A 4,229-nucleotide genomic window follows, 5' to 3' on the forward strand; every position below is an offset into this window, starting at 1 on the left:
CGTGACCGCTCTCGCACCTCGACCACACCGTGCCCCAGAGGTGCGACGAGCGGCGCCCTTCGGCCCGAACCTCTTCGCTTCCGTGATGGGGACGGGGATCGTCGCCACGGCCGGTGCCCCTGTGCCGGGCCTGCACGCCGTCGCCCGGTACGTGTGGGCGTCGGCCGCCCTGGTGCTGGTGTGCCTGGTGGTCGCGGCCACCTGGCGGTGGACGTGGCAGACCGTGCGCGCCCAGGTCGCGGACCCCGTGATGGCGCAGTTCTGGGGCGCGCCGCCGATGGCGTTGATGACGGTCGGCACCGGGACGTTGCTGCTCGGGTCCGACTGGATCGGGTTGCCCGCCGCCCTGGCCGTTGACTGGACACTGTGGACGGTCGGCACCGCGCTGGGACTCGTCACGTCCGTCGTGGTGCCGCTGCGGATGTTCGGCAGCGGGGAGCCCGCGTTCGCCGGCTGGCTGATGCCCGTCGTGCCGCCGATGGTGTCCGCTGCCTCCGGAGCCTTGCTGGCGCAGCACATGGCGGACGGCGCCGGGCGGCAGGCGATGGTGCTCGGGTGTTACGCCCTGTTCGGCGTGAGCCTGTTCGCGACCTTGGTGATCGTGCCTCAGGTGTGGCAACGGTTGGTGCGGCACGGAGTGGGTGCCGCTTCGGCCGTGCCCACGGTGTGGATCGTGCTCGGGCCGCTGGGGCAGTCGATCACGGCGGCGAACCTGCTCGCCGGGGTGCCCGTGCTGCCGGGGCAACGCGCGTTCGGCGTGCTGTACGGGACCATCACGTGGGGGTTCGCGCTGCTGTGGGTGGCGCTGGCGGCGGCCGTCACCGTGCGGACCGTGCGGCGCGGGCTGCCGTTCGCGTTGACCTGGTGGAGTTTCGTGTTCCCGCTGGGGACGTTGGTGACCGGGACGAGTGCCCTCGCCGTGCGGGTTCCGTCGGCGTTGTTCTCCGGAGTGGCGTTGGTGCTGTACGGAGGTCTGGTGGTCGCCTGGGCCACCGTGGCCGCTCGCACGGTTGTTTCCCGGAACTGGCCCCTCGCGGTGGGAAACGCGCCCTGAGCAGCAAGATCATGTGCCCGGAAAACCTTAAGAGCATTTAAAACCAAACATGTCCCGGTCCGCTTTGAACCCCGTTCGTGACCTCCCCGTAGTCATCGGTACAACACCGTTCGACCCCCCGAGGAGACACAGAATGGGCGCTCGACACCGCAAGCCCGCCATGATCGGCGCGGGCGCCGTGCTGGCGGTCGCCGCTGTCGCCGGTGGCATCTTCGCCTTCAGTGGCACCAACTCGAACGCGGCTGAGGACTGCGGCGGACTGGACACCGCCCTGCAGAACAACCTGAACTTCATCGCGGGCCAGCAGGCCAACCCCGACGCCCAGTCGGACGCGCGCATCCAGAACCGCCAGCAGGTCGTGAACCTCATCAACCAGCGGCGTGCCGCGGCGGGCTGTGGCGGCAACGTCCAGGCCAAGCCCGAAGCCGGGCAGGCCGCCACGTCCGGTGAGGACTGCGGCGGACTGGACAAGGCGTTGCAGAACAACCTGAACTTCATCGCGGGCCAGAAGTCCAACCCGGACTCCCAGTCCGAGGCGCGGATCGCGAACCGGCAGGCCGTGGTCGACCTCATCCAGCAGCGGCGCAAGGCGGCTGGGTGCCAGGGCGACGGCGGCGCGGGCGACGCGAACCAGGGCAACACGGGCAACGCCGGCAACAACAACGGCAACGCGGGCAACGGCAACCAGGGTCAGGTCGCGCAGCCGCCCGCCAACGAGGGCAACAACAACGGTGGTGGCGCCACGGGCCAGCAGGTCTGCAACGGCTCCACCGTCACGCTCTCCGGTGAGGGCGGCGCCCCTGCCGCGTCCAGCGGCACGTTCCCGGTCGGCACGACGCTGAAGGTCACGAACCTGGACAACAACAAGTCCACGACCGTCAAGGTGGCGTCGGTGTCCGGCAGCTGCGCGCTGCTGAACAACGCGGCCTTCGAACAGGTGCGCGAGCCCGGCAAGTTCCTGATCCGCAACGCGCGGATCGAGAAGATCGGCTGATCTGTCCACAAAGGACCGGGACGGGTGCTCTCCGCAGGCGGCGGGGGAGCACCCGTCCTTCTTTGCCTGTTGACGCGGAATATCGACGCGGTGTGGTCAGGAGCGCTCCGGTGGTGGGACCTTGGTCCACGTGACCGAGAAAGCGACGAAGGCACCGTCCGTCTTCCGCAACACCGCGTTCCTGAGGCTGTGGACCGGCACGACCGCGTCGGGGCTCGCCATGTGGGCACTGCCGTTCGTGCTGGGCCTGGCCGTGCTGGAACGGTCGATCACGGCCGTGGAGCTGGGGGTCGTGCTGGCCGCCAGAACAGCCGGGTTCGTCGCCGCCGTGCCGGTCGCCGGGGTGCTGGCGGACCGGCACGCGCGCCGGGTCGTGGTCTTCTGGTCGTGCCTGGTCGCGGGCTTGGTCACGCCGCTGATCGCGCTGGGCGTGGGGCGGTCCCCGCTGCTCATGGCCGTGGCGGCGGCGGTCGTCGGTGCCGGTCAGGGTGCCTGCCGGCCCGCCTTCCAGGCGTTGGTGGCCGAGGTGGTGCCGCAGTCGCAACGGCAGCAGGCCAACGCGATGACCACCCTCGCGATCCGGGTGACGACGTTGGTCGCGCCGAGCCTCACCGCGCTGGCGGCGCTGATCACCGACGCCCGGGTGCTGCTCGCGGTCACCGCGGCGCTGTGGCTGTGCGCGGCGCTCGTGCCGCCACGGGGGCAGGGCAGGCCGGAGCAGACGCAGGCCCGCGCGGGGTTCGTGGCCGACTTCCTCGACGGCATCCACGAGGTGCGGCGGCACCCGTGGTTGTTGGCTGGCCTAGGCGCGTTGACGGCCATGATCGCGTTCGGGTACTCCGCGACGGCCGTGCTGCTGCCGGTCGTGAGCCGCGACCGGTACGACACGGAGGCGGTGCTGGCGGGCGCCACGACCGCGTACACCGTGGGGGCGTTGATCGGCGCGGCGGTGATCGGGCGGTGGCGGCCCCGGCACGCGGGCTGGGTCGCGTTGACCGGCCTCGGGCTCTACGGGCTGATCCCGCTCGGCCTGCTGCTGCCGGTGCACCCCGTCGTGCTGATCGCCGTGTACGTGGTCGCGGGCATCGGGATCGAGCTGTTCAACGTGCCGTGGTTCACCGCGATCCAGCGCGAGGTCGAGCCGGGCAAGCTCGCCCGCGTGTCGTCGCTCGACTTCCTGCTCTCCTACGGCCTCGCGCCGCTGGGACTCGCGCTCATCGCACCCGCGATCGACGCTTTCGGTTCCGGCGCGGTGCTCGGCGCGTGCGCGGTGATCTGCTTCGCCACCGCAGCCGCGGCCGCGCTGGTGCCCTCGGCGAGGGGGTTCACCAGGTCCAGCTGAAGCCGCGGCTGCCGGGCCGCACGTCCAGGGCGACGTCGAGCAGCGTGCGGCCGGGCTTCACCTCGGAGCCGTCCGCGACCTGGGTGACGGCGCTCGGGGCGTCGCCCTCGAACGTCACCTCCAGCACGTACTCCCTGGTCGGCAGCCGGAACTTGCGCTCGTAGCTCGTCGCGGGCGGGCACGGGTCCTGGTTCACCAGCTCGTGCTCGATCACGACGCTCTCGCCCTTGCGCAGCGGCCGTTCGAAGAGCAGCTCCGCGACCAGCAGCCCGTCGGCCGGTTCGCTGACCGTTCTGCCGACCGTGCAGTTCTTCAGGGCGTTGATCTGCGGCAACGGCCGGTGGTGGTCGTCGATGTGCATGATCACGACCCAGCGGTCCGGGCCGTTCATCGACGCCGACAGCACCTGGCGCGAGCGGAAGACCCGTTCGGTGCGGTCCGCCCCGATCGTCACGAAGTCCTGCTGGCTCACCCGCAGCAGCTGGTCGTCCCACTGCGTGTCGAGGTCGTGCAGCGCGTGCTCGACGGGCGAGGGGAACGGCCAGAACGCGGACATCGGCGCCGGTGCGTGCCGCAACCAGCGGCCCCTGGGGCGCGGCGGCCCGAGCAGTTCGGAGAGGTGACCGGGCGGCACCTGCAGGATGTGTTCCAAGTGGACGACGGCCTGCAGCGACTTCTGCCGCTCGGGACGGCTGCGGCCCGTCTGCCAGTAGCTCAGCGTGGCCATCGAGACGGACACGCCGTTCTGGGAGAGGTGTTCGCGCAGGCGCTCCAGACCGAGACCGCGATTCGTGATCGCCGTCCGGAGCGCCTGCGCGAACTCGTCCACGCTGGTCACG

Annotated in this window: 4 protein-coding genes; 3 read left to right on the top strand and 1 reads right to left on the bottom strand. The window is 71.0% G+C overall.

Translation table 11 applies throughout. The features are described from left to right. Positions 1 to 40: 40 nt before the first annotated feature. From QSK25_RS04065 to QSK25_RS04075, 3 genes are all read left to right on the top strand, one after another. Positions 41 to 1,054, top strand: a complete 1,014-nt coding sequence (locus QSK25_RS04065) for a TDT family transporter (RefSeq protein WP_285632827.1) — start codon at positions 41 to 43, stop codon at positions 1,052 to 1,054. A gap of 133 nt (positions 1,055 to 1,187) precedes the next feature. Further along, the gene (locus QSK25_RS04070; protein ID WP_285632830.1) at positions 1,188 to 2,048 is read left to right on the top strand and encodes an SCO2207 family protein; all 861 of its coding nucleotides are present in this window, start codon (positions 1,188 to 1,190) and stop codon (positions 2,046 to 2,048) included. Positions 2,049 to 2,178: 130 nt separating this feature from the next. Further along, positions 2,179 to 3,390: an MFS transporter gene (locus tag QSK25_RS04075; protein WP_285632833.1), complete on the top strand. Its 1,212-nt coding sequence runs from the start codon at positions 2,179 to 2,181 to the stop codon at positions 3,388 to 3,390. On the opposite strand, the gene QSK25_RS04080 is transcribed toward QSK25_RS04075, so the two are convergent. Beyond that, positions 3,374 to 4,219: an XRE family transcriptional regulator gene (locus tag QSK25_RS04080; protein WP_285632836.1), complete on the bottom strand. Its 846-nt coding sequence runs from the start codon at positions 4,217 to 4,219 to the stop codon at positions 3,374 to 3,376. The genes QSK25_RS04075 and QSK25_RS04080 overlap by 17 nt on opposite strands. Positions 4,220 to 4,229 lie beyond the last annotated feature (10 nt).

Origin of the sequence: Lentzea sp. NBRC 102530 (assembly GCF_030269365.1) — a bacterium.
Taxonomy (GTDB): Bacteria; Actinomycetota; Actinomycetes; order Mycobacteriales; family Pseudonocardiaceae; genus Lentzea.

Bases quoted from the DNA above. Each gene is read 5' to 3' on its own strand.
- QSK25_RS04070 (WP_285632830.1), top strand. From the start codon at position 1,188: ATGGGCGCTCGACACCGCAAGCCCGCCATGATCGGCGCGGGCGCCGTG.